This window comes from Cupriavidus pauculus, assembly GCF_022179805.1.
Taxonomy (GTDB): domain Bacteria; phylum Pseudomonadota; class Gammaproteobacteria; order Burkholderiales; family Burkholderiaceae; genus Cupriavidus; species Cupriavidus pauculus_E.
This window is the reverse complement of sequence record NZ_BPUO01000020.1, coordinates 1-20020: the sequence shown is the minus strand read 5'-3', so window position 1 is coordinate 20020 and position 20020 is coordinate 1. Positions and strand designations below refer to the sequence as shown.

Annotated in this window: 18 protein-coding genes; 14 read left to right on the top strand and 4 right to left on the bottom strand. The window is 66.1% G+C overall.

Features of this window, described 5'->3' with window-relative positions:
* Positions 1-105 precede the first annotated feature (105 nt).
* The 6 genes from MFF62_RS27585 to MFF62_RS27560 all read left to right on the top strand — a co-directional run bounded on the left by MFF62_RS27585 (position 106) and on the right by MFF62_RS27560 (position 4440).
* Positions 106-1656: a protein adenylyltransferase SelO gene (locus tag MFF62_RS27585; RefSeq protein WP_238266489.1), complete on the top strand. Its 1551-nt coding sequence runs from the start codon at positions 106-108 to the stop codon at positions 1654-1656.
* A 37-nt stretch (positions 1657-1693) separates the two neighbouring features.
* Positions 1694-2101, top strand: coding sequence for a peptide-methionine (R)-S-oxide reductase MsrB (msrB, locus tag MFF62_RS27580; protein WP_238266487.1), 408 nt, complete (start codon positions 1694-1696; stop codon positions 2099-2101).
* A 94-nt stretch (positions 2102-2195) separates the two neighbouring features.
* Complete coding sequence (locus MFF62_RS27575) at positions 2196-2750, top strand: septation protein A (RefSeq protein ID WP_238266485.1); 555 nt, start codon at positions 2196-2198, stop codon at positions 2748-2750.
* A 46-nt stretch (positions 2751-2796) separates the two neighbouring features.
* Positions 2797-3081, top strand: a complete 285-nt coding sequence (locus MFF62_RS27570; RefSeq protein WP_238266484.1) for a BolA family protein — start codon at positions 2797-2799, stop codon at positions 3079-3081.
* Between the two features lie 35 nt (positions 3082-3116).
* Entirely contained in the window at positions 3117-3911 is a 795-nt protein-coding gene (locus MFF62_RS27565; protein ID WP_238266481.1) for a peptidylprolyl isomerase, read from the top strand.
* Between the two features lie 214 nt (positions 3912-4125).
* Positions 4126-4440 (top strand): hypothetical protein, encoded by a 315-nt coding sequence (locus tag MFF62_RS27560; protein ID WP_238266479.1) that lies wholly within the window; start codon positions 4126-4128, stop codon positions 4438-4440.
* A gap of 66 nt (positions 4441-4506) precedes the next feature.
* Here MFF62_RS27560 and purL read toward each other — a convergent pair whose 3' ends face one another.
* Positions 4507-8553 (bottom strand): phosphoribosylformylglycinamidine synthase, encoded by a 4047-nt coding sequence (gene purL, locus MFF62_RS27555; protein ID WP_238266478.1) that lies wholly within the window; start codon positions 8551-8553, stop codon positions 4507-4509.
* A gap of 247 nt (positions 8554-8800) precedes the next feature.
* Entirely contained in the window at positions 8801-9394 is a 594-nt protein-coding gene (locus MFF62_RS27550) for a winged helix DNA-binding protein (RefSeq protein WP_238266476.1), read from the bottom strand.
* A gap of 309 nt (positions 9395-9703) precedes the next feature.
* Between MFF62_RS27550 and MFF62_RS27545 the strand changes: the two genes are divergently transcribed.
* The 7 genes from MFF62_RS27545 to pgi all read left to right on the top strand — a co-directional run bounded on the left by MFF62_RS27545 (position 9704) and on the right by pgi (position 18355).
* Entirely contained in the window at positions 9704-10675 is a 972-nt protein-coding gene (locus MFF62_RS27545; protein WP_238266474.1) for a TRAP transporter substrate-binding protein, read from the top strand.
* 113 nt (positions 10676-10788) lie between these two features.
* Positions 10789-11340 carry a TRAP transporter small permease subunit gene (locus MFF62_RS27540; RefSeq protein ID WP_238266472.1) on the top strand — a complete coding sequence of 184 codons (552 nt, stop codon included), beginning with the start codon at positions 10789-10791 and terminating at the stop codon, positions 11338-11340.
* Positions 11340-12650, top strand: a complete 1311-nt coding sequence (locus MFF62_RS27535; protein WP_238266470.1) for a TRAP transporter large permease — start codon at positions 11340-11342, stop codon at positions 12648-12650. The genes MFF62_RS27540 and MFF62_RS27535 overlap by 1 nt, the downstream gene beginning before the upstream one ends.
* 29 nt (positions 12651-12679) lie before the next feature.
* A complete protein-coding gene (locus MFF62_RS27530) occupies positions 12680-13975 on the top strand; it encodes a D-amino acid dehydrogenase (RefSeq protein ID WP_238266468.1) in 1296 nt (431 codons plus the stop codon).
* Positions 13976-13982: 7 nt separating this feature from the next.
* Positions 13983-15581 carry an NAD(P)H-hydrate dehydratase gene (locus MFF62_RS27525; protein ID WP_238266467.1) on the top strand — a complete coding sequence of 533 codons (1599 nt, stop codon included), beginning with the start codon at positions 13983-13985 and terminating at the stop codon, positions 15579-15581.
* Positions 15578-16531: a DMT family transporter gene (locus MFF62_RS27520; protein ID WP_238266466.1), complete on the top strand. Its 954-nt coding sequence runs from the start codon at positions 15578-15580 to the stop codon at positions 16529-16531. The genes MFF62_RS27525 and MFF62_RS27520 overlap by 4 nt, the downstream gene beginning before the upstream one ends.
* A 195-nt stretch (positions 16532-16726) precedes the next feature.
* Entirely contained in the window at positions 16727-18355 is a 1629-nt protein-coding gene (gene pgi, locus MFF62_RS27515; protein WP_238266463.1) for a glucose-6-phosphate isomerase, read from the top strand.
* A 25-nt stretch (positions 18356-18380) separates the two neighbouring features.
* On the opposite strand, the gene MFF62_RS27510 is transcribed toward pgi, so the two are convergent.
* Positions 18381-19079 (bottom strand): ABC transporter ATP-binding protein, encoded by a 699-nt coding sequence (locus tag MFF62_RS27510; protein ID WP_238266680.1) that lies wholly within the window; start codon positions 19077-19079, stop codon positions 18381-18383.
* Positions 19080-19113: 34 nt separating this feature from the next.
* On the opposite strand from MFF62_RS27510, the gene MFF62_RS27505 reads away from it, so the two are divergent.
* A complete protein-coding gene (locus MFF62_RS27505; protein ID WP_404990849.1) occupies positions 19114-19761 on the top strand; it encodes an arylesterase in 648 nt (215 codons plus the stop codon).
* Between the two features lie 74 nt (positions 19762-19835).
* Here MFF62_RS27505 and MFF62_RS27500 read toward each other — a convergent pair.
* Positions 19836-20020: integrase core domain-containing protein (locus tag MFF62_RS27500; protein ID WP_238266461.1), on the bottom strand; the 185-nt coding region annotated here is incomplete at its 5' end.

The window sequence follows — 20020 nt, the reverse complement described above, 5'->3', positions numbered from 1 at the left end:
GTTTTCCCCTAGCGTCATGCACGCTGTCTATGTGCGTCCGAGCGGGACATGCGGCAACCCGAGCCTTATCACGGATAAATGCCCGCCCCCTTGCCTGTGCATCTGATGTCTACCGAATCCACCAGCCCCCAGCCGCGCCCACCCTACCCCGTACCGTTTGCCACGACACCCGGCATGGCCGCGCTTGGCGAACGCTTTTTCACGCGCCTGGCGCCCACGCCGCTGCCGTCGCCGTACCTGGTCAGCGTGGCGCCCGCCGCTGGCGCCTTGCTGGGCTGGGACGAGCCCGGGCTGCGCGCCGCGGCACAGGATCCGCGCTTCCTTGATACGTTCATCGGCAACGCCATTCCGGACTGGGCCGACCCGCTGGCCACCGTGTATTCGGGCCACCAGTTTGGCGTCTGGGCCGGGCAGCTTGGCGATGGCCGCGCGATCCGCCTGGCGGAAGCGTCGATGCCCGATGGTCCATGGGAAATCCAGCTCAAGGGCGCCGGCCTGACCCCGTATTCCCGGATGGCCGATGGCCGCGCGGTGCTGCGCTCATCGATCCGCGAGTACCTGTGCTCCGAAGCCATGCACGCGCTGGGCGTACCCACCACGCGGGCGCTGGCCATCGTGGGCTCCGATGCCCCGGTACGGCGTGAAACCATCGAGACATCGGCCGTGGTCACGCGGCTGGCGCCGAGTTTCATCCGCTTCGGGCACTTCGAGCATTTCGCGGCGCGCGAGGACCACGCCTCACTGAAGCAACTGGCCGATTTCGTGATCGACCGCTTCTATCCGACCTGCCGCGACGCCGCCAATCCGTATCAGGCGCTGCTGCACGAGGTGTCGCTGCGCACGGCCGACATGGTGGCCCACTGGCAGGCCGTGGGGTTCTGCCATGGCGTCATGAACACCGACAACATGTCGATCCTGGGCCTGACCATCGACTATGGTCCGTTCGGGTTCCTGGACGCGTTCGACGCCAACCATATCTGCAACCACTCCGACCAGCAGGGCCGCTACGCGTACAGCCAGCAGCCGCAGATCGCGTTCTGGAACCTACATTGCCTGGCGCAGGCGCTGCTGCCGCTCTGGCGCGAAACGGACGCCGCCGACCCCGAGGCCGCAAAGGAAGCCGCCGTGGAAGCCGCGCGCGAGGCCCTGGACCCGTTCCGCGACCGCTATGCGCAGGCATTCTTCCGCCATTACCGGGCCAAGCTGGGCCTGCGGACCGAGCACGAGCAGGACGAAACGCTGATGACCAACCTGTTCCGCGTGATGCACGCCAACCGCGTGGACTACACGCTGTTCTGGCGCAGCCTTGCCCAGGTGGGCGCCCAGGATGGGTCGCTGGACGCACCGGTGCGCGACCTGTTCCTGGATCGCGCGGCCTGGGACGCATGGGCCGCCGAATATCGTGCGCGGCTGCAGTCGGAACAGTCCGACGATGCCGCACGCAGGGTTGCAATGCTGCAAGTCAACCCGAAATACGTGCTCCGGAACCATATGGCCGAAACCGCGATCCGCGCGGCACGCGACAAGGACTTTTCGGAAGTGGACCGCCTGCTGGCCGTGCTGTCGAAGCCATTCGACGAACAGCCGGACGCGGAACACTACGCCACGCTGCCGCCCGACTGGGCCTCGGGGCTGGAAGTAAGCTGCTCGTCGTGAACCAGGCAGCCTTGCGGGATCCCTCAAAGGAAACGAGATGACCACCACCAAGACCGACGCCGAATGGCGTGAGCAACTATCCGATATCGAATACCGCGTCGCGCGCGAATCCGCCACCGAACGCCCGTTCACCGGCCGCTACTGGGACCACTGGGACCAGGGCATCTACCATTGCGTGGGCTGCGACACGCCGCTGTTCGAATCGGGCACCAAGTTCGACGCCGGTTGCGGATGGCCGAGCTATTTCCGGCCGATCAACGGCGAGGTAATTGCCGAGCACGCCGACCATACCCATGGCATGACGCGCGTGGAGGTCCGCTGCAAGGAATGCGGCAGCCATCTGGGCCACGTCTTCGAGGATGGACCCGCCCCGACCGGTCTGCGCTATTGCATCAACTCGGCTGCGCTAAAATTCGACGATCGCGATCCGGCTGATCGCGGGTGACGCCACCCGCACACCGGACGCCACGTCCAATCCGCCAGGCGGATTGCCAGCAGGCCCGGCCATGTGCCGGGTCCGCCAACCTGATTTGGTCCGCATGAAATTTCTTTTCGACCTACTCCCGGTCATCCTCTTCTTCGTCGCCTTCAAGCTGTTTGGCATCTATCCGGCCACCGCGGTGGCCATTGTGGCGACGGTGCTGCAGATTGCCTGGGTGCGTATCCGCCATGGCAAGGTGGAGCCGATGCAATGGGTCAGCCTGGTGATCATCGGCGTGTTTGGCGGCGCAACCATCCTGCTGCACAACGAAACGTTCATCAAGTGGAAGCCCACGGTGCTGTACTGGCTGTTCGCGGTCACGCTGATCGGGTCGGTCATTGGCTGGCGCAAGAACCTGATCCGCGCCATGATGGGCAAGCAGGTGACGCTGCCCGACGCGATGTGGGGCCGGCTCAACGTTGCCTGGGCCGCGTTCTTCGCCGCGATGGGCGTGCTGAACCTGTACGTCGCCTACCAGTTTTCCACGGACACCTGGGTCAATTTCAAGCTGTTCGGCAGCATGGGCCTGATGGTCGTCTTCATTGTGGCGCAGAGCCTCTGGCTGTCGCGCCACATCCAGGAAACCCCGTCCCAGGAAGGCCGTTCCGAATAACCGGAACGCCCCGCCCTGCCCGTTCACCGTTCGGAAGGATTTACCCATGGCAGCCGATCCCGCCACCATCGAGACGCTGCTGCGCGCGGCGCTCGAACCCACCCACCTGCATGTGCATGACGACAGCGCGGCCCACGCGGGCCACGCCGGCGCAGCCTCCGGTGGGGGGCATTACAACGTTCTTATCGTCAGCAACCGGTTCGCCGGGCATTCGCGCGTTGCGCGACATCGTATGGTGTATGATGCGCTGCGCGAACTATTCCCCTCGCAAATTCATGCGCTGGCCGTCAGCGCGTACACCGACCAAGAATATCAATCCCGCGAAGCATGACGCGACGCGCTCTCGCTACTTTCAGACCTGACTCCATGAAGACCACCGTCCTCTCGTTCAGCCTGGCGGCTGTGCTCGCTGCTGGCAGCCTGCCCGTGTTCGCCCAGAACGCCGCCGTTGTGAATGGCAAGCCCATCCCGTCGGCCAAGGTGGACAAGCTGATCGCCGGCACCGGCCAGCCCGCCTCGCCCGAACTGCGCGACCGTGCACGCACCATGCTGATCGACCGGGAACTGCTGGTGCAGGAAGCCTCCAAGCGCGGCATCCTGCAGCGCGACGACATTCAGGACCAGCTCGAGCAGGCCCGCCTGAACGTGCTGGCCGGCGCGGTGTTCGAAGACTACGTCCGCACGCACGGCGCCAGCGACGACGAACTGCGCAAGCAGTACGACAAGATCAAGAGCCAGTTCGGCAATGGCAAGGAATACCACGCCCGCCATATCCTCGTGGAAAAGGAAGCTGACGCCAAGGCACTGATCGCCAAGATCAAGGGCGGCGCCAAGTTCGAGGACGTGGCCAAGGCATCGTCGAAGGACACCGGCTCGGCAGCCAACGGCGGCGACCTGGACTGGGCCAACAGCAGCAGCTACGTGCCGGAATTCTCGGCCGCGATGACCGGCCTCAAGAAGGGCCAGATGACCGATACGCCGGTCAAGTCGCAGTTTGGCTGGCACATCATCGAACTCGTGGACGTGCGCGATGCCAAGGTGCCGACGTTCGAGGAAGTGAAGCCTCAGCTGCAGCAAATGCTGATGGGCGATCAGGCCTGGCAGCGCGAGCAGTTCCAGGCGATGATGAAGACGCTCAAGGACAAGGCAAAGATTCAGTAATTCGTTGCCATTGCAGCAAAAAAACCGGCGCCTGTGCGCCGGTTTTTGTTTGTGCGTGCGGTTTGGCGCGCTTGGTAACACACTGGTGCAGCTTGCGGGTTCCAACGTCCCGCCGCCCTCAGTAAGATCTGAAGGGCCCGACAGAGCCGGACATCCGTCCCGGCATCGGGCCGGAGATTCAAGACATATGGGCGTGACGAGCGGCTACTGGTACATGTGGCACCTATACTCCAGCGGGGTGGTCTACTGCGCGCTCGGCATGCCGCATATCGAATGCACCGGCGGCCGCTGGCGCGAACTCCACCCCCACCTGCCAATGCGCGACCGCTACGCGCAATCGAAGCTGCTGCAGGCAACCGTCGCCTTCATGGAAGTGCGCGGCGAGATCCCTGTGCCGCCCGGCGCCGACCGCATGCGGCTGCTCTATTCCCGCTACCTGCCATGGAGCGAGCGCCCGCGCCCGCCTGCCACGCAAACCCCGCAGACGGTCGAAAACGAGACCGAAGCGGCGGTATCCGCGCCTGTCTGAGATCATTCTCATGACGTAAAAAAACGCCCGCATCAGCGGGCGTTTTCCTGAGGGCAACGGGTTCGATCAGCCGACCCACTTGCGGGCGTTGCGGAACATGCGCATCCACGGGCTGCCGCCGTCGGCCACGTCCTTCCAGGCGTCCGGTGCCCAGCTCATCGTGGCGGCGCGGAAGACGCGCTCCGGGTGCGGCATCAGCGCGGTGAAGCGGCCGTCGACCGTGGTGACCGACGTGATGCCTTCCGGCGAACCGTTCGGGTTCAGCGGATAGGCTTGCGTGACCGCGCCACGGTTGTCGACAAAGCGCAGTGCCACGTTGACCTTGCGGATATCGCCTTGTTGCGAGAAGTCGGCAAATCCTTCGCCGTGTGCAACGGCGATGGGAATGCGGCTGCCTTCCATGCCGGCGAAGAAGATCGACGACGACTGCTGGACTTCCACGGTCACGAAGCGCGCTTCGTACTGTTCCGACTGGTTGCGCGTGAACTTCGGCCATGCGCCGGCGCCCGGGATGATCGGGGCCAGGTTGCTCAGCATCTGGCAACCATTGCAGACGCCAAGGGCAAACGTGTCCTGGCGGTTGAAGAAGGCCGCGAACTGCTCGGCCATCTGGCCGTTGAACAGGATCGTCTTGGCCCAGCCCTCGCCCGCGCCGAGCACGTCGCCGTAGCTGAAGCCGCCGCACGCCACGAAGCCCTTGAAGTCGGCCAGGCTGGCGCGGCCGGCGATCAGGTCGCTCATGTGCACGTCGACCGTGTCAAAGCCGGCCAGGTCCATGCTGTACGCCATTTCGATCTGCGAATTGACGCCCTGCTCGCGCAGGATGGCCACGCGCGGACGGTTACCCGTGGCGATGAACGGTGCGGCGATGTCCTGCGCCGGGTCGAAGGTCAGCACGGGGCTGATACCCGGGTCCGCGGCGTCCAGCACGCTGTCGTACTCGCTGTCGGCGCAAGCGGGATTGTCGCGCAGACGTGCGATACGCCAGCTCACCTCGGTCCAGGTGCGCTGCAGGTCGGCACGGGCGGCGCCGAATACCTTCTTGGCGTCGCGATAGATCTCGAACTGGTCGTTCGCGTTCGGCTTGCCGATCACATGGCTGCAGGCCGACAGACCGGCTTCGCGCAGCACGGCGAATACGGCGTCACGCTCCTGCGCACGCACCTGGATCACGGCGCCCAGTTCCTCGGAGAACAGTGCGCGCAGCGTCTGGTCGTTGCGGCGTTCGGCCACCTGCTGCGCCCAGTTCTTGGCGTCGCCGTAGTCCTGCTCCTGATTCGGATCGAGCGTCAGCATGTCGACGTTCAGCGACACGCCGGTATGGCCGGCAAAAGCCATTTCCGCCACGGCGGCCAGGAAGCCACCATCGGAGCGGTCGTGATAGGCCAGCAGCTTGTCCTCGCGGTTCAGGCGCTGGATCACGTTGAAGAAGTTCTTCAGATCCTCGGGGCTGTCGACGTCCGGCGCGCTGTCGCCCACCTGCTGCGTGACTTGCGCCAGGATGCTGCCGCCCATGCGGTTCTTCGCGCGGCCGAGGTCGATCGCGATCAGCACGGTTTCGCCAAGATCGGTACGCAGTTGCGGCGTCAGGGTCTTGTCGGTGTCATCCACGGCGGCAAAGGCCGAGATGATCAGCGACACCGGCGCCACCACTTCCTTGTCGCCGCCTTCGTCGGACCACTTGGTGCGCATCGACAGCGAATCTTTGCCCACCGGGATGCTGATGCCCAGTGCCGGGCACAGCTCCATGCCCACGGCATGCACGGTGTCGTACAGCTTGGCGTCCTCGCCAGCCACGCCGCAGGCGGCCATCCAGTTGGCCGACAGCTTGACCTTGTTCAGGTCCTTGACCGGAGCAGCCGCCAGGTTGGTCAGCGCTTCGCCGATGGCCATGCGGCCCGACGCCGGCGCATTGATCACGGCCAGCGGCGTACGCTCGCCCATCGTCATTGCTTCGCCGGCACGGCCCTTGTAGTCGAGCGTGGTCACGGCCACGTCGGCCACCGGCACCTGCCACGGACCCACCATCTGGTCGCGTGCGTTCATGCCGCCCACCGTACGGTCGCCGATCGTGATCAGGAACGACTTGCTGGCAACGGTCGGATGACGCAGTACGTCGGTCACGGCCTGTTCCAGCGAGATGCCGGTCACGTCCACGGGCGGCAGTTCGCGCGTCACGCGCTGCACGTCGCGGTGCATGCGCGGCGGCTTGCCGAGCAGCACATCCATCGGCATGTCCACCGCGTGATGTTCATTCAGCGCGGCATCGACGTGTGCGTCGACGAGCTGGAGCTGCTTTTCTTCCGTGGCGATACCCACCACGGCAAACGGTGCGCGCTCACGCTCGCACATGGCCTGGAAGCGCGACAGTTCGTTCGGGGAGATGGCCAGCACATAGCGCTCTTGCGACTCGTTGCACCAGATTTCCGCCGGCGACAGGCCGGACTCTTCCAGATGCACCTGGCGCAGGTCGAAACGCGCGCCGCGATCGGCGCCATCGACCAGTTCGGGGAACGCATTCGAGATGCCGCCTGCGCCCACGTCGTGGATTGACAGGATCGGGTTGTCCTCACCGAGCTGCCAGCACGCATTGATCACTTCCTGGGCACGGCGCTCCATTTCGGGGTTGCCGCGCTGCACCGAGTTGAAGTCGAGCTCGGCGGTATTGGTACCCGTCGCCATCGAGCTGGCGGCCCCGCCGCCAATCCCGATGCGCATGCCCGGGCCGCCCAGCTGAATCAGCAGGGTGCCGGCCGGCAGCGGGTTCTTGTGCGTGTGGCCGGCGTCGATGTTGCCGATACCGCCGGCAATCATGATCGGCTTGTGATAGCCGCGCACCGTGCCGCCCACATTCTGCTCGTAGACGCGGAAGTAGCCGCCCAGGTTGGCGCGGCCGAATTCGTTGTTGAACGCGGCGCCGCCCAGCGGGCCGTCGATCATGATCTGCAGCGGCGACGCGATGCGGTCCGGCTTGCCGGTCACGCCGGCCTTGTCGTCGGGATTGCGATGCGCCATCGGCTGGGCCGTGTCGCGGTCGTTTTCCCAGGCCTCGATAGCGTCGGGCAGCATCAGGTTCGACACCGTGAAGCCGGTCAGGCCGGCCTTGGGCTTGGCGCCGCGGCCGGTGGCGCCTTCATCGCGGATTTCGCCACCAGCGCCGGTCGAGGCGCCCGGGAACGGCGAGATCGCGGTCGGGTGATTGTGCGTTTCCACCTTCATCAGCGTATGGGTCAGCGCCTCGTGGCGGCCATACTGCTGGTTCGCGCCGCGCGGATACCAACGCTCGGCCACATCGCCTTCCATCACGGCGGAGTTGTCCGAATAGGCGACGATCGAGCCCTGCGGGTTCAGCTGGTGCGTGTTGCGGATCATCGCGAACAGCGACTTGTCCTGCGTCACGCCGTCGATGGTCCACGTGGCGTTGAAGATCTTGTGGCGGCAGTGCTCGCTGTTGGCCTGCGCGAACATCATCAGTTCGACGTCGGTCGGGTTGCGGCCCAGCTTGCCGTAGTTTTCCAGCAGGTAGTCGATCTCGTCGTCCGACAGCGCCAGGCCCATGGCCGTATTGGCATCCTCCAGCGCGGTGCGGCCGGCGGAAATGTCGATGAACTGCAGCGGCTTGGCCGGCAGTTCCTGGAACAGGCCGGCCGCTTCATCGCGCGTGGCGATCACGGTCTCGGTCATGCGATCGAACAGGTGCGCGGCCACGGCGGCACGCGTGCCGGCGTCCAGCGACTTGCGGCCACGCAGCAGGCCCTTCTTGCAGACCACGGTGATCTCGATGCCGCGCTCGACGCGGTGCACGTGGGTCAGGCCGCAGTTATGGGCGATGTCGGTGGCCTTGCTGGCCCACGGCGAGATCGTGCCGAAGCGCGGAATCACCACGAAGCGGTCGCCCTCGGGCTGGGCCGCGAACGGTGCGCCGTAGGTCAGCATGGCGCCGATGCGCGTCTGGTCCTCGGCGGACAGCGGCGTGTCCGAATCGACGAAATGCACGAACTGGCCGTGCACCGATTCAATATCGGTGTCGACTTGTTGGAGAGCGGCAAGCAGGCGTTGCTGACGGAAAGCAGAAAGCGCCAAAGCGCCGGGGAAGCACGAGAAATGCGCCATGATCGGTACGGTCAGGAGGCGAGGAGGTGGGGCAAAGCGGCTGCCGGCACTGCTGAATGGAATGCCGACTGTCGGGAAACCGCTATTGTACCTTGTCGGAGACCGCTTTTTGCATTGCGCAATACCGCAGTGGCGGACAAGGCCGGGAAAACCGGACGCCCCGCCGTGCCGGTGGCGCATCCGGCGCCCCTCAGCCCCCTATCGGCCGGCCGTAATCCTCCCGACCAATACCCTCGGGTACGTAGCCTCAGAGCGAAGTTGCCGAGCGTGCCGCCTGTTCGTACAGCCCGGTCAGCACCCGCAGCAGCCGCGCCAGCTCGCCGATCTCGACGTTTTCGTCGCTTCCCTCGGTGAAATTGCTGGTCAGGCACTGCTCGCGGATTTCCCGGTACCGGGCACAGGCCTCGGTGCCGGCCGCCGAGGTGGCATAGGTAGCTTCCTTGCCCACCCGTTCGCCGGCCACCAGCCCCAGGCCGACCAGCTTCTTCAGCGAATAGGTCACAAGATGCGTGTCCTCGACATTGAGCACGAAGCAGATGTCGGCCAGCCGCTTAGCCCGGCCGCGATGGTTCACATGGTGCAGCACCAGCACGTCCAGGAAGGTCAGGTCGCGCACGCCGGCGGCGCCCATGCAGCGCACCACCCACCGGCTATAGGCGTTGTACGCGGTGTTCAGCCCGAACTCGAATTCGGACAATTCCGGGCTGCGCACCGAGACGAGGTGCGCCGACGAGACGATATTGACGCCTGCCGCCCGGGTCAGCGGCGCGCCGCGCGTGCCTTGCGCGTCCGCGTCCGCGGACACGTCGGCTTGGCTGGTTGGGGCGGGCTTGCGGGCCATGGGCAAAGTCTCCGGACAGTTCGAACGGTGGCGATAGGTGAAAGCCCGAAGCGGCAGCGGGCAATTTTGGCTTGACAGTTTATCGGCGAATTATGAGCATGAACACATTAATTCGTTGCTGGGCACGTCCCTTGCATTGATGCATTCGTTCTACCGTCACGGGCACTGAAGCAGAGCCAGGCCGATTGCCGTGACCGCGGTACCGGACCATGTCGCAAACATTGCTGACCTGGGGCCGGCGGCAGTTCCAGGTAGTCCAAACCCGCGCAGTCGGGCAAGCGCCCATGCGCAACACCAGGAGAGATCGAAATGCGAGTCAAGGCAATGGCCGTCGCGGTGGCGGCACTGCTGCTGGCCGCCACGGCGGCACGGGCGGATACGAAGTGGGACCTGCCAACCGGCTACCCGGCCACCAATCTGCACACGGAAAACCTGCAGCAGATGGCCAACGATGTGGAAAAGGCGACGGGCGGCAAGCTCAAGATCGTGATCCACCCCAATGGCTCGCTGCTCAAGGCCAACGAGATCAAGCGCGGCGTGCAGACCGGCCAGGTGCAGATGGGCGAAATCCTGATGTCGCTGCTGGCCAATGAAAATCCGGTGTATGGCGTTGACGCGGTGCCGTTCCTGGCCACCAGCTATGCCGACTCATACCGGCTCTGGCAGGCATCGAAGCCGGTCACCGACAAAGTGCTGGACCGCCAGGGCATAAAGCTGCTCTACGCGGTGGCCTGGCCGCCGCAGGGCATCTACGCGAACAAGCCGATCAACGCCGCCGCCGACATGAAGGGCCTGAAGTGGCGCGCCTACAACCCCGCCACGTCGAAGATCGCAGAGCTGGTGAGCGCGCAGCCGGTGACGATCCAGGCCGCCGACCTGGCCCAGGCACTGGCCACCGGCACCGTGAATTCGTTCATGTCCTCGGGCGCCACCGGCGTGGATACCAAGGTCTGGGAATCGGTCAAGTACTTCTACACCGTCGACGCCTGGCTGCCCAAGAACATGCTGGTGGTCAGCAAGAAGGCGTTCAACGCGCTGGACAAGCCCACGCAGGACGCACTGCTCAAGGCCGTGGCCGACGCCGAGAAGCGCGGCTGGCAAGTTTCGGAGCAGAAGACCAAGGAATACCTGGCCACGCTGTCGAAAAACGGCATGACCGTGGCGCCGCCGTCGGCGCAACTGAAGACCGACATGCAGAAGGTGGGTGAAGTCATGGTCAACGAGTGGGCCAAGAGCGCCGGTGACGACGGCAAGGCCATCCTGGACGCCTACCGCAAGTAAATCGTCCGCCTGCCCTGCCCGTTGTCTAGTGCCGTTGGCCCGGCGCGGATGCCCCGATGGGGTCCGCGCCGGGTCGTTCCATATTCCTGCTGTCCGCGTCCACAGGTAGTTCCATGCCCGCCCCTATCCCACCCAAGCGATGGCTCGACCGTCTGCTTGACCTGTTCGCTGCGCTTGGCGCGCTCTGTATCCTGGCCGTCTGCATCGTGATGATCGCCATGTCGATCTCGCGCGAAACCCTGATCGTGCTCAAGGGCGGCGACGACATCGTCGCCTGGCTCTGCGCCGCGTCGGCCTTCCTGGTCCTTGGCCAGACGTTCCAGCACGGCGGCATCGTGCGCGTGGAAATGCTGCTCGAAGCCGTCGGCCCCAAACGCCGCTGGCTGCTCGAAGCGCTCTCGCTCACCATCTGCCTGGTCTTTGCCGCCTACGCCGCCTGGGCGCTAGGCACGTTTGCCTGGCAGAGCTGGGATATCGGCGATGTCTCGCAAGGCCAGATCGTGATCCCGCTCTGGATGCCGCAGAGCTTTGCCGTGCTGGGTGCCATCGGATTCCTGCTGGCTGTTGCCGACGAATGGCTGCGCGTGATGCGCCGGCAGAAGCCGCGCTACCAGCAGGCGCAGGAAGCCAAGCTGGCCGCCGGCGATTTTGGGGAGACCGTCTGATGAGCACCGTACTCGTTGCCCTGGTCCTGCTGCTGGTGATGATCGTCTTCCTGGCCATTGGCGCCTGGATTCCCGTGGCGATCGCGGTCACCTCATGGGTGGGACTGGTGATCTTCTCCGATCACGACGCCCTGGTGAACCTGGCCAATTCGTGGTGGTCGTCCAGCGCGTCGTACACGCTGGCGTCGCTGCCGCTGTTCGTCTGGATGGGCGAAATCCTGTTCCGGACCAAGCTGTCCGAGCAGATGTTCAACGGCCTGTCGCCCTGGCTCAACTGGCTGCCCGGACGCCTGATGCACGTGAACATCCTGGGCTGCGGCATCTTTGGCTCGGTGTCGGGGTCTTCGGCCGCCACCTGCGCCACCATCGCCAAGTCCGCGCTGCCCGAACTGACCCGGCGTGGCTATGACGAGCGCATCACGCTGGGCTCGCTGTCGTGCGCGGGCACGCTGGGCATCCTGATTCCGCCGTCGATCACGATGGTGGTGTACGCGGTGTCCGCCGACGTGTCGATCATCCGCGTGTTCCTGGCGGGCTTCCTGCCGGGGCTGCTGCTGATGCTGCTGTTTTCGGGCTACATCGTGGTCTGGGCGTTGATGAACCCGAATAAGACGCCGGCCGCCGAAACCTTCGGCTGGCGCGCGCGTGCGGCGTCGATCCGGCAACTGATGCCCTGCATCATCCTGATCGCGTTCATCACGTGGATCATGATGGCCGGCTACTCCACCGCCACCGAGGCCGCGGCCTATGGCGTGGTGGCGTCGCTGGGCCTGGCCTGGGCCGGCGGCTCGCTGACGCGCAAGGCGTTCTGGGAAAGCCTGATGTCGGCCACGCGGCTGACCGCGATGATCATGTTCGTGCTGGGCGCCACGTCGTTCCTGTCGGTCACCATGAGCTTCACGGGCATTCCGCGCGCGCTGGCCGAATGGGTGGCCGCGCTGCACCTGTCGCCATGGGCGCTGATCGCGGTGCTGACGCTGATCTACATCGTGCTGGGCACGGCGCTCGACGGCATCTCGATGATCGCGCTGACCACGGCCACGGTACTGCCGATGGTGCAGGCGGCCGGCTTCGATCTGGTATGGTTTGGCATCTTCATCGTGCTGCTCGTGGAAATCGCCGAGGTGACGCCGCCGGTGGGCTTCAACCTCTTCGTGCTGCAGAGCATGACCGGCAAGGACAGCAACTATATAGCGCGCGTGTCCCTGCCGTTCTTCATGATGATGGTGATTGCCATCGGCATCATCACGGTCTGGCCGACCGTGGTCACGTGGCTGCCCGACGTGGTGATGGCGAAGGAGCTCAAGTAACGCCCATCTGAAAAAGGACACCTGCCCGGATGCACGTCATCGTCATTGGCGCCGGCGCCATCGGCGTCTGCTCGGCCTGGTACCTGCGCCAGGCCGGCTTCGAGGTCACCGTGCTGGAGCGGCGTTCAGCACCGGCGCAGGAGGCCAGCTTCGGCAACGCCGGCGTCATCGCGCCCGGCTACGTCACGCCGTGGGCCGCCCCGGGCATGCCGGGCAAGGTGCTACGCGCGCTGTTCCAGCGCGAATCGCCGGTGCTGTTCCGCCCCGGCATCGATCCGGCAATGTGGCGCTGGATCGGCCAGTGGCTGCGCGAATGCGATGTCGAGCGCTATCGCACCAACAAGCTGCGCATGCAGCGCGTGGCGTTCTACAGCCGCGCATGCCTGCACCAGTTGCGCGCCGAACTGGAGATCGAGTACGAACAGTCGCGCGGCTACCTGCAACTGTTCCGCACCCAGAAGGACCTGGACCTGGCCGCCCCCGCCCTGGCGCTGCTGCGCGAGAACAACGTGCCGCACCAGCTAGTGGATGCGCCGGGCTGCCGGCGTATCGAACCGGGCCTGACCGACGACACGCCGCTGGCAGGCGGCCTGCACCTGCCCGAGGATGAATCGGGCAACTGCCCGATGTTCGTGCGCCGGCTGCACCAGCACGCCGAGGCCGCCGGCGTGCAATTTCGCTTCCAGACCGACGTGGCACGGCTGCGCGCCGACAAGACCGGCGCACTGGACGTCGAACTGCCGCCCACGCGGCATGGCGCCGCACCCGAAATCCTAAAGGCCGACCGCGTGCTGCTGGCGGCCGGCGTGGGCAGCGCACGGCTGCTGCGCCCGCTGGGGCTGCGCGTGCCGCTCTACCCCGTGAAAGGCTATTCGGCCACGGTCATGGTGCGCGACGAACTGCAGGCGCCGCTTGGCGCGCTGATGGATGAATCGTTCAAGGTGGCGATCACGCGCATGGGCAACCGGCTGCGCGTGGCCGGCACGGCGGAATTGGGCTCGCGCGCGCTGGACCTGCGCCCCGCCGCGCTGAACACGCTGATCAAGGTGGCACGCGACTGGTTTCCGGTGGCCGGCCACTATCAGGAAGCCACGTTGTGGGCTGGCGCGCGGCCGATGCTGCCCGACGGCCCGCCCCTGATCGGCGCCACGCGCGTGCCGGGGCTGTTCCTGAACCTCGGGCATGGGTCCACGGGCTGGGCGATGAGCTGTGGATCGGGCAAAATCGCCGCTGACCAGATTGCTGCCAGCGCCGGCCAGGGCGACGGCCCTGCCATCGACATGGATGGCCTGACCCCGGCACGCTACCGGCTGGCGCCCGCCTGAACTCACCATGAATCCAGAAGTCCCTGCCGCCTCCGCCAACAACGACCCGCTCTGGACGACGCTGGACGCCGCCAGCGGCGACCCCACCCCGCTCTACGACGCCGCCGCAATCCGCCGTGTCGAGCAGGCCGGGCTCGATGCCACGCCGCCGTTCACGCTGATGTCGCGCGCTGGCGCCGCCGCCGCGGACTGGATTCACCACCATGTGCCGAACGGTCGCATCCTGTTCCTGGCTGGCCGCGGCAACAACGGCGGCGATGCGCTGGTTGCCGCCACGCGGCTGCACCAGGCCGGGCGGCTGGTCGAAGCCTGGCTGATCGCCGAGGCCGATCAGTTGCCCGCCGATGCCGCGCGCGCATGGTTCGACGCGCGCGCCGCCGGCGTGCCGCTGCTGGCCATGCATCCGTCCCCCGACGCAGCACTGCCGCCGTGGCCCACTGGCTGCGTGGCCGTGGTCGACGGCCTGCTCGGCATTGGCCTGAACCGCGCCGCCGACAGCGATCTGGCGCGGTGGATCACGCATCTCAACGCATCGCACCTGCCGGTCTACGCCCTCGATGTACCCAGCGGCCTGTTCGCCGACACCGGCGCCGGCCAGCCTGCCGTACGCGCACGCCGCACGCTCACGTTCCTGGCCGCCAAGCCGGGCCTGCTGACGCTCGATGGCCGAGACTGCGCGGGCGCTGTCGATATCGCCCCGCTGGGATTGGACTACCCGCCCACCGAGCGGCCAGTCGCCATCGTCAACCAGCCGGCTGCGTTCGTGCATGCCCTGCCCCGCCGCGATCACGCAGCCAACAAGGGCCACTTCGGCAGCCTGGCAGTCATCGGCGGCAACCATGGCATGACCGGGGCACCGTTGCTGGGCGCGCGTGCCGCGCTGCATCTTGGCGCAGGCCGCGTGCATGTGGGATTCCTGGCGCAACCGGCACCTGCCATCGACCCTGTGCACCCCGAACTGATGCTGCATCCGGTGGCCGAACTGTCGTTCGACGCGATGTCAGCGTTCGTGGCCGGCCCTGGCATGGGCGGCGGCACGGCCGCGCGCAAGCTGCTGACGCATCTGATCGACGTCTGCGCCAAGGCGGAACCGTCGCCGCCGCTTGTACTCGATGCCGACGCCCTGAACCTGCTGGCTGCCGACGCAACCCTGGCCCAGGCGCTGACCGAGAGCGGCCTGGAGTACGTCATGACTCCACACCCGCTAGAGGCGGCCCGACTGCTGGGCAATAGCGTCGCCGACGTCCAGCGTGACCGCCTGGCGGCCGCGCACGCGCTGGCCACGCGCTGGCAGGCCACCGTCGTGCTCAAGGGCTCCGGCACGGTCATCGCCACGGCCGGGACCGCGCCAGCCACCATCAACCCGACCGGCAATGCCGGCCTGTCGACCGCAGGCACGGGGGATGTGCTGGCCGGCATGATCGGCGCGCTGCTGGCGCAAGGCATGCCGCTGCTGGCGGCCGCACGCGCGGCGGTATGGATCCACGGACGCGCGGCAGATCGCCTGGTGGACGCCGGCATCGGCCCGGCCGGACTCACCGCGAGCGAACTCCACCTGCCCGCGCGGGCAATTTTCAATGCGCTGCTGCAAGGCGGCGCGGCATGACCAGCACCGCAACGCTGGCCGGCGGCGAGAATGGCGAAAGCGGCGACGGCGCGCGGCGACGGCTACTGACCGGCATCGCGCTGCTTGTGATCGGGCAATGGATCCTGAGCCTGCTCGATGCCACGGGCAAGACGCTGACCCAGCAGGGCCTGCCTGTCGTGGCCGTGGCGTGGGTCCGCTACCTGGGACACGTGGTGGCGATCTTCCTGCTGATCGGCCCCGCACGCTGGCGTCAGGCGCAGCCTACCGCGCCGCGCCTGCAATGGCTGCGCGGCGCGCTGATGCTGGCCTCTACGCTGGTGTTCTTCAGCGTGCTGAAACTGATGCCCCTGGCCACCGCCACAGCCCTGAACTTCTGCGCGCCGCTGATCGTCGTGGCGTTGTCGCCCTGGCTGCTCGGCGAACGGCCGGGCGTGCACGCGCGGTGGACACGCTGGATCGGCGTGGGCATCGGCTTTGGCGGCATGCTGGTGGTGGTGCGCCCTGGCGGTGAACTCAGCGCTCTGGGCGTGGGGCTCGGCTTGCTGTCGGCCCTGCTGTTCGCCTTGCTGCAGATGCTGACGCGCCGGATCGCGGCCCACGACGCGCCGATGACCACGCTGATCCAGAGCGGCGTGACCGGCGCCGCGCTGACCACGCTACTGGTGCCATTCTTCTGGTTCGAAGCCATGCCGACGCCGACGCAAGGTGCGCTGCTGCTGTCGGCGGGGCTGACCGGATCGCTTGGACACTACTTCGTGATCCGCGCCTTCCAGTACGCCGACGCCTCGTTCCTGAGCCCGTTCCTGTACCTGCAGATCTTCTCCGCCACCGTGGTGGGGTACTTCGCGTTCGGCCATCTGCCGGACTGGACCACGGCGCTCGGCATCGCCGTGATCTGCGTTGGCGGGCTGTGCGTGGCGGGCGGCGAGCCGCTTTTGCGCCGCGTGGCGGCACGGCTGCGGCGCTGACGCGCGGCGCCCCGACCGACGCCAGCGTCGGACAACACCCGATACGGCGCCGCGCGCCACGCTGCTAAGGTTTCTGGATGCCGCAAGCGCAGTTACTTTTTGCTGCTACTTTCGGCTTTTGAGATCACATCGGAGCGATATACTTGCGCTCAGGCCCGCTTTGGCGGGCAATGCCCCCAGATTCCCAGAATATCGATGCCGACTGAATTCCACGCCTGGACCGCCCTTCGCCAACACCACGATGCCATCCGCCACACGCCGATGCAGCAGTGGTTTGCCGAAGCCGAGGCCGCCCGCCGGGTCGAGGACTTCTCGCTGGAAGCCGCCGGCCTGTTCCTCGACTTCTCGAAAAACCGCATCACGTTCGAAACCTTCGCGCTGCTCATGAAGCTCGCGGAGGAAGCCGGTGTCACCCAGCGCCGCGACGCCATGTTCGCGGGCGAGCACATCAATACGACCGAAGACCGTGCCGCGCTGCACGTGGCGCTGCGCGCGCTGCCCGACGCACCATTCAAGGTGGATGGCGCATCGGTCATGCCCGGCATCGCGGATGTGCTGCAACGCATGCGTGACTTTACGGCGCGCGTACATTCCGGCACCTGGACAGGCTTCGACGGGCAGTCGATCACCGATATCGTCAACATCGGCATCGGCGGCTCCGACCTGGGCCCCCGCATGGTCTGCCGCGCGCTGGCGCACCTGGCGGACCCGCAGGGCCCGCGCATGCATTTCGTGTCGAACGTGGACGGTACCGAGCTGGCGGAAACGCTGGTGCGACTGGACCCCGCGCGCACGCTGGTCATCGTGTGCTCGAAGACGTTCACCACGCTGGAAACGATGGCCAACGCCTGCAGCATGCGCGACTGGTTCCTGCGTAACGGCGCGGCGGAGTCGCAACTGGCGCGCCATTTCGTGGCCGTGTCGACCAATCGCGAGGCCGTGGTCAAGTTCGGCATCGATCCCGCCAACATGTTCGAGTTCTGGGACTGGATTGGCGGCCGGTTCTCGCTGTGGTCGTCGGTTGGCCTGTCGATTGCGCTGGCCGTGGGCTTCGACGCATTCGAAGACCTGCTGCGCGGCGGCCGGGCCATGGACGACCACTTCCGCACGGCGCCGCTGGCGCAGAACATGCCCGTGGTCATGGGCATGCTCGGCATCTGGTACCGCAATTTCTTCGGCATGCCCACCAGTTGCATGGCGCCGTATTCGACCTCGCTCGAACTGTTCCCGGCATTCCTGCAGCAGTTGGAGATGGAAAGCAACGGCAAGTCCGTGCAGTTGAACGGCGACCCGGCCCACGTGGACACCGCGCCCGTGGTGTGGGGCACGGCCGGCACGAACGGCCAGCATGCCTATTTCCAGATGATTCACCAGGGTTCGCAGATCGTGCCGGTGGATTTCGTGGCGCCGCTGGTGCCGCCGCGCGACCTGCCCGGCCATCACGCCAAGCTGCTGGCCAACTGCTTTGCCCAGGCCGAGGCGCTGATGCGCGGCCGCAGTGCGGAGGAATTGCGCGCGGCTAGCGTCACCGACGAATCGCGCGTGCCGCACATGGTGTTCGAAGGCAACCGTCCCAGCAATACGCTGCTGATGGAAGACCTGACCCCGCACGTGCTGGGCGCGCTGATCGCGCTGTACGAGCACCGCACCTTTGTGCAGGGCGTGGTTTGGAACATCAATTCGTTCGACCAGTGGGGCGTGGAGCTGGGCAAGATCCTGGCCCGGCCCATCGAGCGCGAACTGACTGGCCAGGGTACCGCCACGCACGATGCGTCGACGGCCGCGCTGATCGCACGTGCCCGTGGCGTGCTGGGACGCGGCTGAGCCGGCAAGATCCGGCTGATATCGGCTAGATCTCCGTACCCATCAATTCATCGCTGGCCACGCGGCCGGCGTCGATGGTCAGGATGCGGCCGCAGCGGGCTGCCACGGAGCGGTCGTGGGTTACCAGGACCAACGTGGAACCCGCATCGCGATTGAGTTCGAACATCAACGCGATGACCGCTTCGCCGGTTGCCGTGTCCAGGCTGCCTGTCGGCTCATCTGCGAACAGGATATCGGGCCGCGCCACAAAGGCACGGGCCAACGCCACACGCTGCTGCTCGCCACCGGACAGCGTCCGCGGGTAGTGCGTGAGCCGCTTGCCCAGGCCGACACGCTCCAGCATTTCTGTGGCACGCTCGCGTACGCGTACCGTTTCGCCGCGCAATTCCAGCGGCAGCATCACGTTCTCCAGCGCCGTCAGGTGCCCGACCAGCTGGAATGACTGGAACACAAAGCCGACATGGCGACCACGCAGCGCGGCACGCTGGTCCTCGTCAAGCTGGAACAGGTCCTGCCCGTGCAGCTTGACCGCCCCGGTGCTCGGCAGGTCGAGCCCGGCAAGCAGGCCCAGCAGCGTGGATTTGCCCGATCCCGAGGCACCGACGATGGCCAGCGTTTCGCCGGCCGTGACGGCAAACGAGACGTCGTGCAGAATCGTCAGCGAACCCGTCGTGTCGGCTACGGTCTTTCCGAGTGATTCGACAGCAAGAATGGAAGAGGACATGCGCGCAAGGATGGCAAACATTGGACGCCGGCGGATGCTGGCAACTCTGGGTGCGACAGTGATCGCCCTGTTCGGTTCACATCTGCCGCTGCCTGCGATGGCACAGCCGGCCGCCGGGCCTGCCGTGCTGGTGCTGGGAGACAGCCTGTCGGCCGAATATGGCATCGCGCGCGGCACCGGATGGGTAAGCCTGATGCAGGAACGCCTGCGCCGCGAGCGGTTCGATTATAGCGTCGTGAATGCCAGCATCAGCGGCGAGACCACCGTTGGCGGCAAGACCCGGTTGCCCGACCTGCTCACGCGGCACAAGCCGGCCATCGTCGTGGTGGAACTGGGCGCCAACGACGCCCTGCGCGGCCTGTCGCTGTCATCGACCGAAGCCAACCTGCGCGGCATCATCGGCGATGCGCAGAAGGCTGGCGCGCAGGTCGTGCTCGTCGGCATGCGGATTCCGCCGAACTACGGGGCCGACTACACCGAACGGTTCTTCGCGCTGTATTCGAAACTGTCGAAGGAGTACCGCACACAACTGGTGCCGTTCTTTCTCGACAAGGTCGTCACGCGCCCCGAGTGGTTCCAGGACGATCGCATCCATCCGACATCGGCTGCGCAATCCACGCTGCTCGATACTGTATGGCCAGCGCTGAAGCCACTGCTCAAGACGCCCCGCAAGACGAGTTGAGCGGCTCTGGCCTGCCGACAGCGCCATGTCAAGTCCTGACATAGGTTGACAGCTTTTTTGGCTGCGGCCGGCCCCTATTGGGCCAAGGCAACCGACGCCCGATGGATCTCATCGGGCGTTTTGTATTTCAGGGCCTGATGTGGCCGTTCCCGGTTATAGATCCGGACAGACTCCCTCACCATGCGGGTCGCTTGCTGCAGGTCATTTGGTCGGTTCAGCAGGAATTCGCCCTTGAGAATGCCGTTGATGCGTTCGGCCA